General features: G+C 68.6%; 15 protein-coding genes and 3 pseudogenes. 9 read left to right on the top strand and 9 right to left on the bottom strand.

All coding sequences use genetic code 11. The features are described 5' to 3' along the window. Positions 1 to 235 precede the first annotated feature (235 nt). On the bottom strand, positions 236 to 1186 hold the full coding sequence (locus ACF088_RS14175) for an NAD(P)/FAD-dependent oxidoreductase (protein ID WP_392375976.1): 951 nt from the start codon (positions 1184 to 1186) through the stop codon (positions 236 to 238). Positions 1187 to 1603: 417 nt separating this feature from the next. Here ACF088_RS14175 and ACF088_RS14170 point away from each other — a divergent pair, with 417 nt between their 5' ends. The 3 genes from ACF088_RS14170 (at position 1604) to ACF088_RS14160 (ending at position 4385) form a co-directional block, all read left to right on the top strand. Continuing rightward, the gene (locus tag ACF088_RS14170; protein ID WP_392375975.1) at positions 1604 to 2488 is read left to right on the top strand and encodes a DUF1684 domain-containing protein; all 885 of its coding nucleotides are present in this window, start codon (positions 1604 to 1606) and stop codon (positions 2486 to 2488) included. After that, on the top strand, positions 2485 to 2889 hold the full coding sequence (locus tag ACF088_RS14165) for a nuclear transport factor 2 family protein (protein ID WP_392375974.1): 405 nt from the start codon (positions 2485 to 2487) through the stop codon (positions 2887 to 2889). Before ACF088_RS14170 ends, ACF088_RS14165 begins: the two co-directional genes overlap by 4 nt. Positions 2890 to 3638: 749 nt before the next feature. Next, positions 3639 to 4385, top strand: coding sequence for a FadR/GntR family transcriptional regulator (locus tag ACF088_RS14160; protein ID WP_392376030.1), 747 nt, complete (start codon positions 3639 to 3641; stop codon positions 4383 to 4385). Between the two features lie 358 nt (positions 4386 to 4743). Here ACF088_RS14160 and ACF088_RS14155 read toward each other — a convergent pair whose 3' ends face one another. Beyond that, positions 4744 to 4962: a hypothetical protein gene (locus tag ACF088_RS14155; protein ID WP_392375973.1), complete on the bottom strand. Its 219-nt coding sequence runs from the start codon at positions 4960 to 4962 to the stop codon at positions 4744 to 4746. Between the two features lie 110 nt (positions 4963 to 5072). Between ACF088_RS14155 and ACF088_RS14150 the strand changes: the two genes are divergently transcribed. Both ACF088_RS14150 and car read left to right on the top strand, forming a co-directional pair. Then, on the top strand, positions 5073 to 5657 hold the full coding sequence (locus tag ACF088_RS14150; RefSeq protein ID WP_392375972.1) for a hypothetical protein: 585 nt from the start codon (positions 5073 to 5075) through the stop codon (positions 5655 to 5657). 20 nt (positions 5658 to 5677) lie between these two features. Beyond that, complete coding sequence (gene car, locus ACF088_RS14145; RefSeq protein ID WP_392375971.1) at positions 5678 to 9214, top strand: carboxylic acid reductase; 3537 nt, start codon at positions 5678 to 5680, stop codon at positions 9212 to 9214. 595 nt (positions 9215 to 9809) lie between these two features. Here the strand turns inward: car and ACF088_RS14140 are convergent. The 5 genes and pseudogenes from ACF088_RS14140 to ACF088_RS14120 all read right to left on the bottom strand — a co-directional run bounded on the left by ACF088_RS14140 (position 9810) and on the right by ACF088_RS14120 (position 13795). Then, the gene (locus ACF088_RS14140) at positions 9810 to 11126 is read right to left on the bottom strand and encodes an ice-binding family protein (protein WP_392375970.1); all 1317 of its coding nucleotides are present in this window, start codon (positions 11124 to 11126) and stop codon (positions 9810 to 9812) included. 174 nt (positions 11127 to 11300) lie between these two features. Beyond that, the gene (locus tag ACF088_RS14135) at positions 11301 to 11447 is read right to left on the bottom strand and encodes a hypothetical protein (protein WP_392375969.1); all 147 of its coding nucleotides are present in this window, start codon (positions 11445 to 11447) and stop codon (positions 11301 to 11303) included. After that, positions 11444 to 11672: pseudogene (locus ACF088_RS14130) on the bottom strand (hypothetical protein). The gene ACF088_RS14135 and the pseudogene ACF088_RS14130 overlap by 4 nt, the downstream one beginning before the upstream one ends. Positions 11673 to 11708: 36 nt before the next feature. Continuing rightward, positions 11709 to 11948, bottom strand: a pseudogene (locus ACF088_RS14125) (Asp23/Gls24 family envelope stress response protein); the annotation flags it as partial. A gap of 1211 nt (positions 11949 to 13159) precedes the next feature. Continuing rightward, positions 13160 to 13795, bottom strand: a complete 636-nt coding sequence (locus tag ACF088_RS14120) for a TetR/AcrR family transcriptional regulator (protein ID WP_392375968.1) — start codon at positions 13793 to 13795, stop codon at positions 13160 to 13162. Positions 13796 to 13923: 128 nt separating this feature from the next. Between ACF088_RS14120 and ACF088_RS14115 the strand changes: the two genes are divergently transcribed. Then, positions 13924 to 14874, top strand: a complete 951-nt coding sequence (locus tag ACF088_RS14115) for an alpha/beta fold hydrolase (protein WP_392375967.1) — start codon at positions 13924 to 13926, stop codon at positions 14872 to 14874. 82 nt (positions 14875 to 14956) lie between these two features. Here the strand turns inward: ACF088_RS14115 and ACF088_RS14110 are convergent. Together ACF088_RS14110 and ACF088_RS14105 are read right to left on the bottom strand one after the other, a co-directional pair. Further along, positions 14957 to 15433: pseudogene (locus ACF088_RS14110) on the bottom strand (transposase); the annotation flags it as partial. Positions 15434 to 15489: 56 nt separating this feature from the next. Beyond that, entirely contained in the window at positions 15490 to 15912 is a 423-nt protein-coding gene (locus tag ACF088_RS14105; protein ID WP_392375966.1) for a secondary thiamine-phosphate synthase enzyme YjbQ, read from the bottom strand. A gap of 166 nt (positions 15913 to 16078) precedes the next feature. Between ACF088_RS14105 and ACF088_RS14100 the strand changes: the two genes are divergently transcribed. From ACF088_RS14100 to ACF088_RS14090, 3 genes are all read left to right on the top strand, one after another. Next, a complete protein-coding gene (locus ACF088_RS14100) occupies positions 16079 to 16168 on the top strand; it encodes a putative leader peptide (protein WP_355780374.1) in 90 nt (29 codons plus the stop codon). Between the two features lie 350 nt (positions 16169 to 16518). Further along, positions 16519 to 17442: an ABC transporter permease gene (locus ACF088_RS14095; protein ID WP_392375965.1), complete on the top strand. Its 924-nt coding sequence runs from the start codon at positions 16519 to 16521 to the stop codon at positions 17440 to 17442. Further along, a complete protein-coding gene (locus ACF088_RS14090) occupies positions 17415 to 18338 on the top strand; it encodes an ABC transporter ATP-binding protein (RefSeq protein WP_392375964.1) in 924 nt (307 codons plus the stop codon). Before ACF088_RS14095 ends, ACF088_RS14090 begins: the two co-directional genes overlap by 28 nt. Positions 18339 to 18364: the final 26 nt, after the last annotated feature.

Genomic DNA, 18364 nt, shown 5'->3' with positions numbered 1-18364 from the left:
AGCGGGTTGGATGAGAGCGCTGCCGCGGACACAGGTTGGTCGCTCGGCCCGCATCCCGGCGGCGAGGTTTGTCCGACGCGTTCATACCTCCGCGTACAGGAGCCGGAGGGTTCCTGGAGGATGGAGACTTGCGCGTCGGGCAAGGCCGCTGGGATGCGAGGTGCCCATCTCCTTTCGTGTTCCGGGCCGACCGGACAGGCGTTCACAGCCCTTGGCTCTCCGCCCGCCCCCCGCCTTATTGCGCGCGCCGCAGCGCGGCAACGGCGATGCTTGTGTCCGCCGCCACCAGATCGGCGTTGATCGCGGCAGCACTCACGTTGCCGGCCGCCGCCGCACCGACGACCTGAGCGGCCAGGTCGGTGGCATTGCCGGCCACCCACACGCCCGGCACCGCAGTGCGGCCGGTCGCATCGGCCTCGATGTGCTCGCCGACTCCCATCGGGTGCTCGACCGGGTCGAGGCCGAGGCTCAACAGCACCTTGCCGGCACGCATCCGTGGACTCAACGCCACCGCCATGACCTCCACCACCCGGCCGGAAGCCAGCCGGATCCCGGTCAGCCGGTCCTTGTCCACCTCGATGGCCGCCACCGCGCCCTCCACGACGTCGATGCCGCGCGCAGTCAGTTGTTCGCGCTGATCATCGGTGACCTCGACGCGGTCGGCGGGGAACAGGGTGATGCGCGAGGTCCACTGCCGGAAGAGCAGTGCTTGGTGCACCGACATTGGCCCCGTCCCCAGCACCCCCAGGGGCTGGTCGCGGATCTCCCACCCGTGGCAGTAGGGGCAGTGCAGAACATCGCGTCCCCACCTCTCGGCGAGACCGGGCACCTCAGGCAGCTCGTCGGTCAGCCCCGTGGCCACCAGCAGCCGCCGGGCGCTGTAGCGTTTGCCGGCCTCCGTCGTGACCTCGAACAGGCCGTCGACGTGCTCGGCCGAGACCACACGACCGGGCACCACGCTGCCACCGTAGCGGGCCACCTCCTCCTGCCCACGAGCGACGAGATCGCGAGGCGGCATGCCGTCGCGTGAGAGGAATCCATGCACGCCGGAGGCAGGCGCGTTGCGCGGCTCCCCCGAGTCGATCACCATCACGGAGCGGCGCGCTCGGGCCAGGGTCAATGCCCCGGACAGACCGGCGGCACCACCGCCGATGACGATCACTTCCACGGACTGGTGTGTCTTCATATCAGGCACGTTCGCTCGCCCTGGCCCATGAGGCAAAGGAACTTGCCGAGTCCGCAAATCCGACCCGGTGGGACGGCGGCGAGCAGCGGACTCGCGCGCACGTGCGCGTCTGGAACGGCCGGAACGGGAGATCGTGTTCTCCAGGGTGATGTCAGAGCGCGATCACCAGCACGGCACCTTCCCGCATTTGCCGTAACAGCAAACAACTTTGCTGATGTTCTCGGGGTGAGCGCACCATCCAAACCATCGACACGACCCGTCGGACCGCGACGGTCGGGCGTGCGCGGAGACGCGCCGCATGACGGCATGCGGCCTTGCGGCGACCCTCGACCGGCCGTCGAGCCGGTCGAGGGGCCCGGCCGGCGGTAAGTCCTGACGGCGGTCGCGGGTGACCGCCACCTTGGAGAGGAGAACACTGTGTCCAGCGAATGCTTCGGAGACGACGGCGCGTTGACCGGGTACGACAGGTGGCGTCGGAGCCGGTGGGAGGAGATGGCGGGCCCGGACGGGAAGGCGGGCCGCATCGCCTATCGACTGATCACGGAACCGGGTCAGGAAGTCCCCGAGGTTCCGGGGCGGTGGACGTCCACCGGCTTCTCGGGGAGCCTGACGCTGACCGCGGCCCGCGCGGAGGGTGTGTCCGTCGATGACCAGGCCGTCGACGGCGCGGTGGAACTGACCAGCGCCAGCCGCCTGTCCTTCCCCGGCGGGCGGCGCGGCATCATCGAGGAACTGCGGGGAGCCCATGTCCTGGTCGTGTGGGATCCGGCCGCGCCCACCCTCGTCGGCCTGCGCGGGATCGAGGCGTGGCCATGGGATCCGGCCTGGACCGTCGAGGCGGAGTACCGCCCGGCGGATGCCGGGCGTCTCCTGGAAGTGACCCGGCTGACCAGCCCGAGTATGCGGGACACCCTCCCGGCCCCGGGTGACTTCGTCTTCGATCTGCAAGGCGAGCGGCACACGCTCCGGGCGTTCGGTGTGGGCGGCGACACCCTGCTGGTCACGTTCACCGACGGCACCAGCGGAACGGACACGCCCGGCACGGGCCGGTGGCTGATCCTGCCCCGGCCCAAGGACGCCACGGGTACGGCCCGTATCGACTTCAACCGGGCCGTTGTTCCCCATCACATGTTCTCGGCGGCCTTCCCCTGCCCCCTGCCGCCCCGGGAGAACCACCTCCCCCTCCGCATCGAAGCAGGGGAACGCGCCCCCGTCTTCGAAGAAGAAGCGGCCGTCGGCACCACGACGGGCCCGCCGTCTGACATTCGCCGCAACCGGCGCACCCCGAAGGGAAAACGATGACACCCGACCAGGACCTTCGCGCAGCAGCGGTGCACTACCTCCGGCAGTGGGAGGTGCGGGACTACGCCACGATGCGATCCCTGTGCACCGACACCGCCACCGTGTGGCACAACGACGGAAGCGGTGACCAGCCGATTGACGAGAACATGGAACTGCTGAAGCAGCTGGCCGCCGACGTCGAGACACTTCGGTACGACATCGTGCGGCAGTTCCAGGACGGCGACGAAGTACTCCAGCAGCAAGTACTCCACCTGACCATGACCGACGGGTCCCGCAGTGACGTACACGCGGCGATGTACTTCCGGTTCGACGGCGGCCTCATCGACCACATCGAGGAGTACTTCAACGTCGTACCGCTCAACGAATCCATGCCGTCGTCCGGCTCGCCCGAACAGCGCTGATCGCGGCCGCTCCCGCCAAGCGGTCGGCTGAGGCAGGGCCCCGGAAGCAACACCGGCCCGGGCCCTGCCTTGTGCGAGGAGACCGCAACCTCGTCTGTGCCGACCCGATGACAGGCGGCAGCTCCGCTTCTGGCAAACGCGCCTCGCGCGCTCCCGGCCGAAGTGTCCACCGGGCCGCGCGATCACGCCCGTTGACCGTGGCACAGATTCACGACGTCGCCCATGACATCGTTCGCCGAGCATCACTCGGCCTTCCACCGCCGACGGCGGGCCTCCACTGAACAGCGCCTCGGGGGCAAGAGGCCGGAGCCGGTGTGCTGGTCCGACGTCCGGGCGGGAAGGCGGTGGACAAGCGCAGGGTCCATCCACGCATCGGTGTCGCCGAGACCGTCCACCCATTCCAGACGCTTGGTCAGGTTCTTGAAGTGCGACCGGAGCTCGGTCTGCGCCCTGAGCCACCATTCGAAGTACTCGGCCGGACTCGGTGCCGCGCAAGTACGGCTGTGGTCATGAGCCGTCGCCTCGCCCGCCTCGCTCGATGCCGCCCGCCTGCGGCCGACCCTGGAGCAGTCGAACCGGAACCTGCGCCGGGCTCCGGAGCTGGCCTTCCCGCACAACGCCTAGCTCTCCCTCCGTGACGCCCCAAGGGATGCACGGGAGAAGCTGGGGGCGGCGTGCGCCGTACCGGCCGAGCAGTGGCAGTTGGGCATGGAGGCGCGATGGGGGTCACCCAGATCTCCTTCCATGTGATGTTCAAATGTCTGATGTTTGTATACGCTGTCTCCATGAAGCGCATCAGCACACCGCGGAGGACGGCAAGCCTGTCCGCGCAGCTCGTGGACAGTCTCCGCTCGCACATTGAGGCAGGTGGATGGCCGGTGGGAACGCGAATCCCGCCGGAGCAGGCCCTCATCGAAGAGCTCGGGGTCGGACGCAGCACGCTGCGGGAGGCGCTCGGCGCGCTCGTGCACCTGGGCCTGCTGGAAGCCCGGATCGGGGACGGCACCTACGTCCGCGCGTCGAGTGAGCTCCAGTCGGTCATGGTGCGGCGAGCGAGTTCCGCGCAGCGGGACAAGGTTCTCGAACTGCGCACCGTCCTGGAGGAGTACGCCTCAGGGGCCGCCGCCCTGCGTCGCAGCGAGGACCAACTGCACCAGCTGAGAGAGCTGTTGGCCGACGCCGACGCGGCCTGCGCCGGTGAGGACATGTCCGCGGCCGGCAGTGTCGACGCGTTGTTCCACCGGGCCGTCGTCCGGGCGAGCGGAAACGACCTCCTGATCGAGGTGTACGACTACCTCGGTACGGCTCTTACCTCTTCCCTGGGCGGCCTGCCCTGGGATGCCGCCGGCGCCGAGGAGCATGCCGGCCTGCACAGGCGACTCGTCAACGCGATCGAGGACCGGGACGAGAGCGGCGCCCGCGCCGCGGCGGCTGCGATCGTCCAGCTCACCCGTGACCACGAGGCCGAGGCACCAGGAGTGGCGGAGGGGCAGTGAGTGCGGAGTTATCTTCGATATCCCGTCGGCCCTCCACCTCCGGGTCGTCGGCTGCCGACAACACCCGCGGCCCGACATCGAGCTGTGGCGGGCCGCTGAGCACCCTCCCCCTGCTGACGTACGCCGCGACGCCGCCTCTGGTGGCCCGGACCTCTCACCGGCTCGGCACCGCACGCCTGCTGGTGGCAGCCCTTGGCACGCCGGCCGCCGGAACTCTGGTCCGGTCGATTCCCTCTGTGATCTGCCTGTTCGCCGGGACCGTGATCCTTTCTGCTGCCATCGCGTTCGGCAATGTGCTGCTACCCGCTCTGATCAGGCGGAGCGGGGCCGCACACCGCATTCAGGGCATCAGTACTCTCTACGTCACTGTCTTGGGCGTCACGGCCGCGGTCTCCTCCGGGATCTCCGCGCCGCTTTCCCACACCTTGCCGGGTTCCTGGCACACCGCTGTCACCTGGGGTATTGCCTTCACCATCGCGGCGTTCGCCGTCTGGCTACCCCGGACACGGGGCGACAGGCCCCAAGCCTCCGCCGACGTGACCCGCAGTCCGGCCCCCTCGGCGGTCGCGACGGGCATGGCAGGTCAGCATATTCAGGGACCTGCAGCCCCTGGGCTTACACACCGCCGTCGCGTGGCCACCCAGCATTCTGATTCGCCGTGGCACGACCGGCACCACGGCCGGATGGATGCTTTTCTTCTACCGGCTGATCGCCCTGGCAGCCGGCAGTCTCCAGCCCCTGCTCACCCGGGGCCGTCCCGACCAACGATGGACTGCGGCCGGGACCTCGGTCGTTGTGGCCGGTGGCTTCGCCGCGCTGGTGTCCGCCCCCGCGCTGTCCGTTCCGGCGTGCACCCTGCTCGGTCTGGTCGGTGGCGAGTGCCTCGTCCTCGCGCTGACCTTTCAGAGCGAACGCGCCGGTAGCTCCGGCGAAGCTGCCGCGCCGGCAGCCATGGCGCAGTCCATCGGCTACCTCGTAGCGGCGGCCGGACCCCTCCTCCTCGGCGCCCTGCACGACATCACGAGCAGCTGGACACTTCCGCTCATTGCCCTGATTGTCCTCAGCTGTGCCATGGCAGGTACTCGCTACGGCGCAGCGCGAACCACCAAGTGCACGACCTCGACGCGTCGTTCCCCCACCTCGTTCGCCCGAGCCGGAGCCACGTGCCCGGCCCGGGTCCGTTCCAGCACCACGGCACCCTGCCTTCCCCTGCCGTCCCCTGCCTTCCCTTGCCCGAAAAGTGAAGATTCCTCCCGACGAACGGGCCTTTAAGGCCACAGAGGAGACCACTCATGTCCGACTCGAAGCCCCAAACTGACGAGTTCAGCGCGCGTACCGCTGAGCGCAGCGCTCACCTGTACGCGACAGATCCGCAGTTCCGCGGCGCCGCGCCCCTGGAAGCCGTCACCGAGGCGATCCGGCGGCCGGGCCTACCGCTCGCCGACCTCGTGGCCACGGTGATGGAGGGGTACGCGGACCGACCCGCCCTGGGCGAGCGTGCCACGGAGCCGGTCACCGACCCGGATACGGGCCGCACCACGTTGCGCCTCCTGAAGCGGTTCGACACGATCACCTACGGCGAACTGTGGGGACGGGTCGGTGCGGTGGCCTCCGAGTGGCGGCACCACCCCGACCACGCGGTGGGCCCGGGTGACTTCGTCGCGGTTCTCGGTCCCCCAAGCGCCGAGTACACCGTGGTGGATCTGGCCTGCGTCCGCTCTGGTGCGGTGTGCGTTCCTCTCCAGGCCGGCGCCTCCGCGGGGCACCTGGCCCCCATCGTCGCGCAGACCGGACCGCGTCTGCTCGCGGTGGACGTGGCACACCTCGACGTCGCGCTCCAGGTCGCGGCGGACGCCCCGTCGCTGGGCAGGATCGTCGTTTTCGGCCACCATCCCGAGATCACCGCTCACCAGGAGAGGCTGGACTGGGCGCGCGGCCAACTCGCGACACAGGGGCGAGGCGTCACCCTGGACACGCTGGCGTCCATCATCGAGCGGGGAAGGAGCCTGCCACCGGCTCCCCGGAGTCCCGAAGGATCGACAGCCGAGGCGCTCAGCACGCTGATCTACACCTCGGGGAGTACGGGCACCCCCAAAGGCGCCATGTACACCGAGCGCCTGGTCAGGCAGTTCTGGGTCGACTTCGTACCTGACCAGGAGACGCGGCCGTCCATCGTGCTCAACTACATGCCCCTGAGCCACATGATCGGACGGGGTGTGCTGTTCGGCACGCTCGCCAAGGGGGGCATCGCCTACTTCGTGGCGTCGAGTGATCTGTCGACCCTCTTCGAGGACCTCTCCCTGGTCCGCCCCACCGAGTTCATCATGGTGCCCCGCATCTCCGACATGCTCTTCCAGCGCTACCAGAATGAGTTGACCCGCCGAAACGACGTGGGCGCGGGAGGCGATGCGGCCGAGCAGGCCGACCGCGTGAAGGAGGAGCTGCGGGAGAAGACCCTGGGCGGGCGCCTCCTGTGGGCCGTCAGCGCCTCGGCCCCGCTGAGCGCAGAGATGACGGCGTTCGTCGAGAGCTGCTTGCACGTCAGGATGCTCGACGGTTACGGGTCGACGGAAGCCGGAGTGGTCTCGCTCGACGGCCGGGTGCTGCGCCCGCCGGTGACCGACCACAAACTGGCGGATGTGCCCGAGCTGGGATACTTCCGCACCGACTCGCCGCATCCCCGGGGCGAACTGCTGATCAAGTCCGACCGGCTCGTTTCCGGCTACTTCCAGCGACCGGATGCCACCGCCCAGGTCTTCGACGAGGACGGCTTCTACCACACGGGCGACATCATGGCCCGCATCGGTCCCGACGAGTTGGTGTACGTCGACCGCCGTTCCCACGTCCTCAAGCTGTCACAGGGCGAGTTCGTGGCCGCTTCCCGTCTGGAAGCCCTCTTCACCGGCAGTCCGGTCGTCCGGCAAATCTTCGTGTACGGCAACAGTGCTCGTGCCTACCTGCTCGCGGTCATCGTGCCCACACAAGACGCGCTCGACCTCGTCGGCCACGACACCCAGCGCCTCAGGACGATCCTGCGCGAGTCCCTGCAACGCCTCGCCACCGAGGCCGGCCTCAACTCGTACGAGATCCCACGGGACTTCCTCATCGAGACCGAGCCGTTCAGCCGGCAGAACGGGTTGCTCTCCGAAGTCCGCAAGCTGCTGCGGCCTGCGTTGACGAATCGCTACGGCGAGCGCCTCGAAGCGCTGTACACCGAGCTGACCGAGCGCGAGACCGACGAACTCCAGGCACTGCGCCAGGCCGGCCCGTCCCGGCCCGTACGGGAAACGGTGTTCCGGGCCGCCCGAGCGCTTCTCGGACACCCACAGGCCGACATGAAGCCCGGCACACGCTTCCTCGAACTCGGCGGTGACAGCCTCTCCGCGCTGTCGTTCTCCCAGCTGCTGAAGGAGATCTTCCACGTCGACGTCCCTGTCAACGTCGTCGTCAACCCGGTCAACACGCTCCAGCAGGTGGCCGATCACATCGAGAAGGCGCTTGCGTCGGGACACCAGCGCCCGACCGCCGACAGCGTCCACGGACCGAGCGCGACGCGGCTCGTGGCGGGCGACCTGACGCTTGACGCGTTCCTCGACACGGAGACCATGGCGAAGAGCGGCGGGCCGGCCGGTCCACTGCCCGAGGCACGGACCGTCCTGCTGACCGGCGCCAACGGCTACCTGGGCCGCTTCCTGTGCCTCGAATGGCTGGAGTGCGTTGCAGAGCGCGGTGGCACGCTGGTGTGTGTGGTCCGTGGTAGCACCGACGAGCTGGCCCGGGCACGGCTCGACGCGGCCTTCGACAGCGGCGACCCGGAACTCCTCCAGCGCTATCGCGGCCTGGCCGCCGAGCATCTGGAGGTGATCGCCGGCGACATCGGGGAGGCCGACCTCGGACTCGACAAGGAGACCTGGCAGCGGCTGGCCGACACCGTGGACCTGATCGTCCACCCGGCGGCACTCGTCAACCATGTCCTGCCGTACGACCAACTGTTCGGCCCCAACGTGCTGGGTACGGCCGAACTGATCAGGCTCGCGGCCACCTCCCGGATCAAGCAGTTCACCTACCTGTCGACGGTCGCCGTCGTCCTCGGGTCCGAGGCTGCGGCCAACGAGACGGCGGACATCCGCACGACCTGCGGAACACGCGAACTCGACAACCGTTACGCGAACGGTTACGGCGCCAGCAAGTGGGCGGGCGAGGTACTGCTGCGCGAGGCACACGACACCTTCGGCCTGCCGGTCGCCGTGTTCCGCTCCAACCTGATCCTCGCGCACCCGCACTACCAGGGCCAACTGAACATCCCGGACATCTTCACACGCCTCTTGCTGAGCCTGCTGGCGACAGGAATCGCCCCAGGCAGCTTCTACGCCCAGGGCACCGGTGACGGCAGCGGCCACTACGACGCACTCCCCGTGGACTTCACAGCGCAGGCCATCACCTCGCTGGGCGACCACACACGGCAGGGGCACCGGACCTTCAACGTCGTCAACCCACACGAGGACGGAATCTCCCTCGACACCTTCGTCGACTGGCTGATGACAACCGGACACCCGCTCACGCGCATCCACGATTACGACGAGTGGCTCGAGCGCTTCGAGACCGCCATGCGCGGCCTGCCCGATCGCCAGAGGCAGCATTCGCTGCTCCCCCTGCTGCACGCCTTCACCAGGCCGGAGGAGCCCCTGCCCGGCTCCGCCCTGCCGGCGGACCAATTCCGCGCGGCAGTGCGGACCGCCGCCCTCAACAAGGAGAACGACATCCCCCATCTGTCGCAGGACCTGATCACCAAGTACGTGGCGGACCTTCGGTCGCAGCACCTGCTGTGACCGAGCCCACCCGGACGATCACCACAGAGGACGCCGCTTCGGAGCGGAGAGCCTCAAAACGTTGTGCCAGTTGGTGAGTCGGTGGTAGCCGATGAGGGCTGCGGCTATACCGACGAAGGTGCGGAAGTGCTCGGGCTTGCGTTCGTAGCGCCGGTGGAGGCGTCGGCAGCCGGCCAGCCAGGACACCGTTCTCTTAGCGGTGTCGTAGGGCTGGCACAGGGTCAGGTTGGCGGCAGCGGGGCAGGTGCCGGTCCCAGCGCAGGATGCTAGCGCCGGGAAGAGTGCGACACGGCCGCGTCACGCATCCGATGCAGCGGTCCCCGGCGGAAGCGCCACCGGCCCGAAATTTGCTGACGCATCGCCGTAGGGTGGCATCACATCGCATCCGTCACGGCTCGATGGCGCGCGCTCACGATTCGGTGTCACCAGGGATCCGCCGGACGGACTCAGGGCCTGGACCCGCGGCGATAGGTTTGGGTGCCTGTTCGACGCCGCCCCCGTGTCCGAGGGAGTCTCCGTCCCCGAAGGGTGAGCGGGACGCGTCCGGAGCGAGCGCGAAACGGTGCACGCCCCGGTCTCGCAGCGTGTGGCTCCGTCACCACGGGCGAGTGATTCTGTTGGTGTCCAGAGTGACAGAGCCGTTGATGGCCAGGACCTGGCCGTTGACCGTCACGCCGGCGTTCACGGTGATCGAAATCTGGGCCAGGACCCTTCCTGCAAAGTCGGTGTCGGTGCCCAGAGTGGCTGAACTGCCGATCAGCCAGATGACGTTCCTGGCCGTGGCGCCATTGATGAGGAGCACGTGGCTCGCGGTTGCCGTCGTCAGGGTCGATCCGATTTGGAAGATCCATCTGGCGTTGCGGTCGCCCTGGGCATCCAGCGTGAGCGTGCCGGTGAGCCCGATGGAAGAGGCGGCGTTGTAGACGCCGGGGGGCAGTGTCTGGCCGCCGAGGTCTCCGGTGATACTCGCGTCCGGGGTCTGGCCGACGGCGTCGTTGTACGTCGTGACCAGGTCGGCATGGGCTGCGACGGCGGCGGCGTCCGAGTTGTGGATGCTTCCGTTGACCTGGCCGGGTGGGAATCCGGTGATGGAGACTCCCGGGCTTACGCCGAGATCTCCGGTGACGGTCGTGAGACCGGTGTTGGTGACCGACGCTCCGCCCAGGACTGCGAAGCGTCCCAGATAGGTGTAGGCGTCCGCAGCGGTGGTGGTGCCGCCGAGGGTGGTGACGGTGACGTCGGCCGGGCCGAGCGTTCCGGCCGGTACCACGGCGTCGATCTCGGTGTCGGAGGCGACCCGGAAGGAGAGGGCGGGTGTGCCGTCGAAGGTGACGCTGGTGGTGTAGGAGAACGCGGTCCCGGTGATGACGACGAGATTGCCGCCGTCCACAGGTCCCGAGTCGAGGGTGACGGCGGTGACGGAAGGCGGGTTGAGATAGGTATAGGTGACTCCGCTGGCGACTCCGCCCCTGGTGGTCACGGTGACCCCTACCGGACCCGCGGAGGCCGCCGCTGGGGCGGTCACGGTGAGCCGGCCGTCCGAGTCGACGGTGAACACGGCGGTCTGCGTACCGAATCTGACTTCGCTCGTGGTGTAGAGGCCGAGGCCGGTGAAGATCACCGTATTGCCGCCTCCCACAGGGCCCGCGGGAGGAGGTTCGATGCGGAAGGAGGGCGGCGGCAGGTAGTAGAAGGTGCCCACAACCCCCGTTCCGCCGGCGGTGGTGACGGAGACCGGGACGGCGCCGTGACCGGAGGGGGTGATGGTGTTGGTCGTGGTGTCGCTGACGACCGTGAAGCTCGTGGCCTGGCGGGAGCCGTAGTGCACGGCGGTGGTGCCGGTGAAGTGGCTGCCGGTGAGGGTCACTGCGTCGCCCCCGCCGGTGGATCCCTGGTTCGGCGAGACTGGCATAGGGGCTCCCTGGTCCATCGCCGACGGACGGGGCAGGTATCGAAAGAGCCTCTTCTTCGGCGACACAACGGCGCGAATACACCAAGTAGCCCACTGGTGACACCCAGCGTCAATGCCCAAGGCTCCCATCCGGCCCGCAATGGAGGCACGTTCAGTGCTTCGCGTCAAACGGCACTACCGGCGCACCACCCGCGGGCCCAGCCAGGCGGCACTCCAGGCCGTCGCTGCGCCGGCCCCCATGCCGGGCCCGGAACCGAAGATCAGTTCCGGGAGGACCGGGACGGCGCCCACCGCCCGGGCATCAGCAGCGTCACCGGTCACCGCAGCCACTGTTCATGGACCCGTCGACGGTCCTCTCGGATCCGTTGCTGGTCGTCGCGGGGGCGGAACAAGGAGCCGGGCCCCAGGTCACCGTCCATGAGCCGCCCGACCATGAGTCCGACGACGCCCAGCGCCGCCACCAGCAGGAAAGCCCCCGAAGCCGCCGAAAAACCCGGCGAAGCCCAAAGCCATTCCCGCAATCAACCCGGCCATAGCCCTACTCATCATGCACTCCTTCGCTCAGCTGCCCCGCTTACGGGGCTACTGGACGCGCTGCTCCTCTTCCTCTTCGTCCTCCTCGTCGGGCAGCCTCACATCGCTCACCGCGATGTTGACTTCCACGACGTCCAGGCTCGTCATCCGCTCCACTGCGGAGATCAGGTTCTCCCGCACCACACCCGCGACCTCGGCGATCGCGACGCCGTAGTCGACGACGAGCTCCAGATCGATGGCGGTCTGCACCTCACCGACCTCGGCCTTGACCTCACGTGTGACGGTAGATCGCGCACAAAGCCGAAGCGATGAAAGGCGACGCCAAGAAGACAAGCGGCCGCGCCACCGGCAGTCGGCGCCTGCAGGCCGAAGGCCGCAGGCCGCAGGCCGCAGAGACCAAGTCAAGGGCAACATCAAGCAGGCCGCGGCAAAAATCAGGGACGCCTTCAAGCACCGACCGGTCCGCCCGTCGACCTGACCATGGCACAGGTCGGCCGTTATGCGACCCAGGGCTCCGGCCCCGGCCACGCTGCCGTCACCGCCGTGCCGGCTGGAGGCTTCGCGGGCGCCGGCTGACCGGAGCTACGGACCAGGCCGCGCGCGTTCCACCGGAGCCTGTTTCAGTGCTGACCGGTTCCACCAGGGGTACGTGGGCTATTGGGTGGCATCGCAGCTACGGCAACGGCTTATCCCCCTGAGTTCGGTGTTGCCCTCAGACACCTTGAGCGGATTGGATTCTGAGAGTCGTCGCCACGTGCCGGAAGCGGAAGCGGTCACCCAACCAAACTTCGGGGCCTGAATCCGGCTGTCCGAGAGGTGAGCACACCCGGGGAGGTGGGCCTTGCCACTGTCGTGAACGATGATTGCCCCCTTCGGCCATCCTGCCCAGCCCGGCTTGGTCCCGTCAGGACGCTTACCAGCACGTCGTACACGGTCATCAGGCACACAATCAGCGCAGTTGTGCATTTCGTGGCGCTCGCAATACAGCATGGCGTTCCCCCTGTGCACTTGGTCAGCCCATCCAGCGTAGAAGATGGCTCGCCTGTGCCATCGCTTGTCGAGGGGCGAGCACTCCGCGCCCATCCGGCATGGCGGAGGCAGCGTCTCTCCGCTCTCGTTACGCACTGTGGCGTGCTGCTGCAAACCGACTCCGGAGGTTCTGACCGCGAATCAAGATTCTTCGCCGACCGACAAGCCGCTGCCGCTGTGCGATCAGCACCGTGGCCGGGCGTGCCCCATCCGTGCCCTTCAGTCCGGTCAACACCGGTCACGGGGGGGGCACCACGGGACACGGCGGGACGGTCCAGGAAGCGGCGTTTGCCCGGGTCAGATGCCGCCTGTTCGACCCGAGCCCCGTTGATTCCCAGTTCAGAGCGCGGGTTCGATTCCCGTCACCCGCTCCATAGTCGAGGCCCAGGGTCGGCGATCCGGGCTTTTTCGTCGCTAGAATCCCTCAGAGCCGCGTGCCATTCGCGTGCCACAAGTACCGCAACGGCACCTCAGATGGGTCCCTCCCCGACCGCCGACGTCTCGGGGGTCGCGAAAATCCGGTCCAGGTGGTGATGGAGTACCGCGACGGCCGACTCCGCACTCCGCTGGCCCACAAGGATGCTGGTGCCCAGGGTCGCCGTCATTGCGAGCAGACTGATCGCCTCCGTGCGCGCGTCGGCGCCGGGATCGGCCAGGCAGGACGCCTGGGCCTCTTCGAGCAGTCCGGTCAGGGCGTTCTCCGCGGCGTCGGGGTCGTCGATGAAGGGCTGGGCGGCCAGCGCGTCGTCGGTCACGGACAGGATCGAGTAGGAACTGTAGAGGAGGTGGAAGGTGCGGCTCTCCTCGTCGGTCGGCAGAGAGGCCAGCAGCAGCGCCCCGATGGTCGCGCGCGGGCCCGGGTTCGGACCGGCGGCGGCCAGGCGGGCGCCCACCCGTGCGGTGAAGCGGTCGGTCAGGTGCTGAAGACCGTAGAAGAGCAGCTTCGCCTTGGTTTCGAAGTAGTACTGCACAAGCCGCAGGGACACGCCGGCCTCGGCGGCCACGTCGCGCATGCCGACGGCGTGCAGTCCTCGACGCCCCGCGACCTGGATGAGCGCCTCGGCGATCTGGGTGCGCCGTTCCTCATGGTCCACAAGCTTTGGCATGTGCCGGTGTCTCCGCCCGTCGGTGGTGGGTTCGCGGTCCGGCTCCCCCGGACCCCTTTATGGTACCGCCGTACCATCGTCATGGTACGGTCGTATTACGAAGAACGGATCTCCCCGGAGGTGCCCCCGTGCCCGAGAACACGACCCGTGTGCGCCGCGATGTCGGCCGCTACGTGAACGACGAGCTGCGCGACCGCTACTTCACCGCCTGCGACGCCGTCTACGCGATGGGTGCGCCCGCCCGCTCCGAGACGGACGTCGAGACCAGCTTCGGCACCACGCACGTCTACCGGTACGGCCCCACGGACCCGGCAGCCGAGTCCCGTACGCCGGTGGTCCTGATCCACGGCGCGGGCTACTGCTCGGCGATGTGGTATCCCAACACCCCCGCGCTCAGCGCCGAACGGCCCGTCTACGCGCTCGACACCCCCGGCGACGCCGGGCGCAGCGTCCACCGCGAGCCCATGTGGCAGCCGGAGCGCGCCGCCCAGTGGCTCGACGAGGCGCTCGACGCCCTCGGCCTCGACCGGGTCCACCTGGTCGGCTCCTCGTACGGCGGCTGGCTGGTGCTCAACACGGCCCACCGCCGGCCCGGACGGCTCGCGTCGGTCACCGCCCTCGACCCCGGCGGCCTGGAGAAGGTGGGCCTGCGCTTCTTCGCCTGGGTCTTCGTCAGCCTCTTCGCCAGCTTCGCCCCCAAGTCGCTGCGCCCGCGCCTTGCCTCCTGGCTGGAGCAACCGGTCATCGCCGTTCCCGAGTTGCGGACGTGGATCCAGGCGGGCGCCCGCGCCTTCCGGATCCGCCGCCCCGCGCCGCTGCCGCTGACCGAGGACGCGCTGCGCTCCATCCGGACCCCGCTCTACCTCATCATGGGCAAGCGCAGCCTGCTGGTACACCCGCAGCGGCAGTTGGAGAGGGTGCCGCACCTGATCCCCGGAGCCCGCGCCGAGATCATCGCCGCGACGGGCCACGGCCCGCAGATCGACCACCCCGACGTGGTCAACGCCCGGATGCTGAGCTTCATGAAAGATTTCGACTCCCTCGACCCGGCCAAGGTCGACAGCGTGGTCGACGCGTAGGACCTGCGGCTGGGGACACTGGCCGGCGTGGCGGCTGCAAAACCCCTGGCTCCTTGAAGGAGCCCCAACGCGTCAACAGCCTGCCTCCGCACCAGTGAACGACGCCGGGTGCCACCGGCTCCGCGCCGTGCCTCATAGCGGACTCGATGCCCTTGCGGGCGATCCGCACTCCAATCCGCTTACCACGCAGCCATTTCCACAGGTCGGGGCGGTCATGCGCCTTGTCGGCGTGCAGGCGCTCGGGTTTGAGGTACCGGCCGCGGGGCGGGCCGTGTCTCGTTTGGTGACCCTCGACCTTCGGCTTCAGTCCTTGGCTATCGTGGGTGTTCCCCCGCCGAGACGCCGACGGCCAAGGGTAGTCCGTTCGCGCCCGACAGGATGTGCATCTTGGAACCCGGCTTGCCCCTGTCCACGGGCGACGGGCCTGTGAGTTCGCCCCCTTTTTGGCCCTGATGTGGGCTGAGTCCAAGACCACGCGGGAGACGTCGATCAAGCCGGCATCGTCGAGCCGGTGCAGGATCGCCTCGTGCAGCCGGCCCCACACGCCGGCCCGCGACCAGAACGGGCTCGGCCAGCGACCGACCGACAAGACTTGCTCCTCGGGAGGCGGGGAAGTCACCCCAGGAAGCTCAACCGGACCTGGCGGTCCGTGTTACTCGTGTTCGTGTCGACCAAGCAGACGGACTGCCAGGTACCGAGTGCCATCCTGCCCGCCACGACCGGGAGGGTGGCGTGGGGTGGGACGAGGGCGGGGAGGACGTGGTCGCGGCCGTGGCCGGGGTGGCCGTGGCGGTGGCGCCAGCGGTTGTCGGCCGGGAGGAGGTCGTGCAGGGCTGCCAGGAGGTCTTCGTCGCTGCCTGCGCCGGTTTCCAGGACGGCGATGCCGGCGGTGGCGTGCGGAACGAAGATGTTCAGCAGGCCGTCGCGGCCGTCTGCCGTCTCTCGGAGGAAGGCGGCGCAGTCGGCGGTGAGGTCGGCAACGGTCTCCGACGAGCCGGTGGTGACGTCAAGGGTGCGGGTGGTGAATGCGGTGCTCATGCGTTCATTTTGGTACGGACAGCCTGCCCGGGTCTGCAACCCCGCGAGCCTCTCCCCTCACCCCGCGGGCCTCTTCCGCAATACTGACTCAATACTCCGGCAACAAAGGTCCACCAGCCGAGATGGCGTTTGACCCCTCTCGCGGCGCACCGCTACTTTCAGCGGCATGTCTACATCAGCCCTGCTCACCACGCGCGGTCATATCGACCTGCTGCGGGTGGCCTCTGCCGCGTGTCGCCGCGGCGGCTGTTGTTGATGCCGTTGCGTTGCCCTCGCCGTTGTCGTTGCTGAGGTCGTTTTAGGTTTCGCGTTTTGCGGTGCTTTGCGGCCCGTTCGGCTCGCTACGGCTGTGCGCGGCCGTTTTGAGGCTTTCTCTTTTTCTTTCTGTCTTGGTGGGACCTGAAGGCCTTTCGGGGCTTCTCGGGCGATTGCCGCAGATCGTTGTGTTGTTGCCGGCTGCCGGTCTGGCGCGCGGTGGTATCGGCGGAGCTTTTGTTGCCGTCGGCTGGGCGCTGTGTCGTCGTGCAGTCCCGGCGGGCGGCTTCCTTTCCGCACAGCCCCTCCCTCCCCAGCTTTCTCCCTCTCCCTCCTCCTCGTGGAGTATTAATGTCTGTCGATCAGGCCGTGGCTCGTCATGCACCGCCCGATATATCCGCTGAAGCAGCAGCGCCTTCGCTTGCGAAGGGGGTGGGGGCGGGGCTGAATTCCGAGACCGGCTCCGATGGGCCCGAGCTGGTGCGCGTCGATCCGGTCTCCGGTCGCCGATGGTCGGTGCCACGGTGGCTGCGCCGTACGGTGGGGCCGGTCGGGCTGCTGGTGCTGTGGCAGGTGCTCAGCGCGAGCGGTGCCCTGGAGGCCGAGATCCTGGCGTCACCCGGGACCATCGCCGCGACTGCCGGAGATCTCATCGCGGACGGGACGCTGCCGTCGGCGATGCTGGTTTCTCTTCAACGGGTCGCGGTCGGGCTGCTGTTGGGTGGCGTGACCGGTGTGGCGCTGGCTCTGGTCTCGGGGCTTTCGCGACTCGGTGAGGATCTGGTCGACGCGACCGTGCAGATGCTGCGCTCCATTCCCTGGGTGGGCGTGATTCCGCTGTTCATCATCTGGCTGGGCATCGGCGAGGCTCCCAAGATTGCCTTGATCTCGCTGGGTGTGGCGTTCCATCTGTATCTGAATGTCTATGCCGGAATCCGTGGTGTCGATGCCCAGTTGGTGGAGGCGGGCCAGTCGCTCGGGCTGAGTCGGTGGGGCCTCATCCGGCATGTCGTACTGCCCGGCGCGCTTCCTGGCGCCATGACCGGGCTGCGTTATTCGCTGGCCACCGCGTGGCTCGCGCTGGTCTTCGGTGAGCAGGTCAACGCCGACGACGGCCTCGGCTTTCTGATGAACCAGGCCAGGGAATTCTTCCGCACCGACGTGATCGTGGTGTGCCTCGTGGTCTACGCGGTCCTCGGGCTCCTTGCCGACTTTCTCGTCCGTACCTTCGAAAGGCTGCTGCTGCAATGGCGACCGACGTTCACGGGTCAGTGACCGATACCGAGCAGGGGCGGCAGGTCACGCGTGCCGAGCTCTCCGGTTCCGCCGTACGGGTCGGCGGATTGGTGCGGTCCTTCGGTGGACGGGCCGTTATCGACGGTCTTCACCTGACCATCCAGCCGGGCGAGTTCGTGGCGTTGCTCGGACGCAGTGGCTGCGGTAAATCGACCTTGCTGCGGGTGCTGGCCGGGCTCGACCAGGAAATCGACGGCGAGGTGCTGGTGCCGCGCCGCAAGGCCGTGGCGTTCCAGGCGCCGCGGCTGATGCCCTGGAAGCGGGTCTGGCGGAATGTGCTGCTGGGGCTGCCGGGCCGCCCGGGCCGCGATGCTGCCGTAGGGGCGCTGGAGGAGGTCGGACTCGGCCACCGGGCGGACGCCTGGCCCAAGACACTCTCCGGCGGTGAGGCCCAGCGTGCGTCGCTCGCCCGTGCGCTGGTGCGGGAGCCCGACCTGCTGCTGCTCGACGAGCCGTTCGGTGCGCTCGACGCACTGACCCGGATCAAGGCCCAGCGCCTGGTGGCCGAGCTGTGGCGGGAGCGCGGTTGCGCGGTGCTGCTGGTGACCCATGACGTGGAGGAGGCCCTGTTGCTGGCGGACCGGGCGCTGGTGATGGAGGACGGCCGGATCGCGTACGAGACCACGGTGGATCTGCCGCGGCCGCGCGCTCTTTCCGATCCACGGTTCGGTGCGTTGCGCGCCCGGTTGCTCGACCGCCTCGGTGTGGAGGACAAGGACGGCGAGAGCGGCGAGAGCGGCGAGGCGGGGGCGGACCGCGTGGAAGGAGCGGGGGGAACGGACGGTGCGGAGGGCGGTGAAGGTTCTGGCGAGGTCGGGGGCGAGCCGGAGGCCGTCCGCTCCCCCACGGTCGACGCCTCCCCCGCTGCTGTCTGACCCCGCCACGGCTGGGAAGGGCCGGC

The sequence above is a fragment of the Streptomyces sp. NPDC015125 genome, from assembly GCF_043080045.1.
Taxonomy (GTDB): domain Bacteria; phylum Actinomycetota; class Actinomycetes; order Streptomycetales; family Streptomycetaceae; genus Streptomyces.
This window is presented reverse-complemented; position numbering and strand designations above follow the sequence as displayed.

Excerpts from the sequence above, each read along its gene's own strand:
- ACF088_RS14175 (WP_392375976.1), bottom strand. The coding sequence starts at position 1,186 with ATGAAGACACACCAGTCCGTGGAAGTGATCGTCATCGGCGGTGGTGCC.
- ACF088_RS14165 (WP_392375974.1), top strand. The coding sequence starts at position 2,485 with ATGACACCCGACCAGGACCTTCGCGCAGCAGCGGTGCACTACCTCCGG.
- ACF088_RS14095 (WP_392375965.1), top strand. The coding sequence starts at position 16,519 with ATGTCTGTCGATCAGGCCGTGGCTCGTCATGCACCGCCCGATATATCC.
- ACF088_RS14100 (WP_355780374.1), top strand. The coding sequence starts at position 16,079 with ATGTCTACATCAGCCCTGCTCACCACGCGCGGTCATATCGACCTGCTG.
- ACF088_RS14160 (WP_392376030.1), top strand. The coding sequence starts at position 3,639 with ATGTTCAAATGTCTGATGTTTGTATACGCTGTCTCCATGAAGCGCATC.
- ACF088_RS14150 (WP_392375972.1), top strand. The coding sequence starts at position 5,073 with ATGCTTTTCTTCTACCGGCTGATCGCCCTGGCAGCCGGCAGTCTCCAG.
- ACF088_RS14105 (WP_392375966.1), bottom strand. The coding sequence starts at position 15,912 with ATGAGCACCGCATTCACCACCCGCACCCTTGACGTCACCACCGGCTCG.
- car (WP_392375971.1), top strand. The coding sequence starts at position 5,678 with ATGTCCGACTCGAAGCCCCAAACTGACGAGTTCAGCGCGCGTACCGCT.
- ACF088_RS14120 (WP_392375968.1), bottom strand. The coding sequence starts at position 13,795 with ATGCCAAAGCTTGTGGACCATGAGGAACGGCGCACCCAGATCGCCGAG.
- ACF088_RS14155 (WP_392375973.1), bottom strand. The coding sequence starts at position 4,962 with ATGCCCGTCGCGACCGCCGAGGGGGCCGGACTGCGGGTCACGTCGGCG.
- ACF088_RS14140 (WP_392375970.1), bottom strand. The coding sequence starts at position 11,126 with ATGCCAGTCTCGCCGAACCAGGGATCCACCGGCGGGGGCGACGCAGTG.
- ACF088_RS14090 (WP_392375964.1), top strand. The coding sequence starts at position 17,415 with ATGGCGACCGACGTTCACGGGTCAGTGACCGATACCGAGCAGGGGCGG.